The organism is Lyngbya aestuarii BL J (genome assembly GCF_000478195.2).
In the GTDB taxonomy this organism is placed as follows: Bacteria; Cyanobacteriota; Cyanobacteriia; order Cyanobacteriales; family Microcoleaceae; genus Capilliphycus; species Capilliphycus aestuarii.
In genome coordinates, this window is sequence record NZ_AUZM01000284.1 from 1 (window position 1) to 832 (window position 832).

1 protein-coding gene is annotated in these 832 nt (G+C 45.8%); it reads right to left on the reverse strand.

Features of this window, described 5'->3' with window-relative positions:
- Nucleotides 1-80: 80 nt before the first annotated feature.
- A partial coding sequence (locus tag M595_RS31425) for a hypothetical protein (protein WP_023069454.1) occupies nucleotides 81-832 on the reverse strand: 752 nt, incomplete at its 5' end.

Here is an 832-nt window from a genome sequence, read left to right on the forward strand (position 1 = left end):
CGTGTGCTCTTCCGATCTGTACAGTTTTTTCATCTTATCTTAAAATTTGACTGATTTTGACGCGAGATTGCCTGGGCGGTCTATCTTTGTTTGATCCATTCCCAGGCTCTGATCACCGCTTCTTCAACCCAAAACAGCACTCGATCTAGCCATTCGAGTACCTGTTCTAAGGGATGCTTGACATAACCCACTGCTGTTGCTTCTGCTGACAAACACTCTGGGGAGGCTGTATCGTTGTGATTGGCCGAATTGCGCCCACAGGTGGTGAGTGCAGTGCGTTGGGCGGGTTCCCCGACTTGAAGCAACTGCCGAACCTGAAAGGAGCGAGGTCTAACCGCTACCGCACCATCGTCTGTCTCAGAATATTTTATGGCATCACTCATTATTAAACCACAGTCTGGGGAGGTTGTCAAGCTCTTGGCGGAATATTTTTCAGATTTCGTCGTGGAAGTTGCAGCCAAGGGACGCCGAGAATTGGTCAGAATTGGAGATTGACTTTTTTGGGGTTGGGGGGTTAATTGTTGATTTTGAGGGGTTCCACTCAGGACATTTTCCGGTTGAGACTCACTATTTAATTGATAATTATGATCTTTAAAAAAGAAGTAATCTATCGCCGCCCAAATTACCGATTGAACTTGGTGTAAATTGGCTTCGACTGAGGTTTGAATAGAATAATTTTCAGGGGTATGAATCGTTAATTCTTTGGCACTCGTTTGCCAAGCTTGACGGAGGGTTATTCCCAATTCTTCTGTTGTGCGGGTGATTGCCTGGGTATAGTTTTGGGCGATTGTGATTGCAGAGAACCCGGTTTGTTCGGGAGAAGATTGAAAAG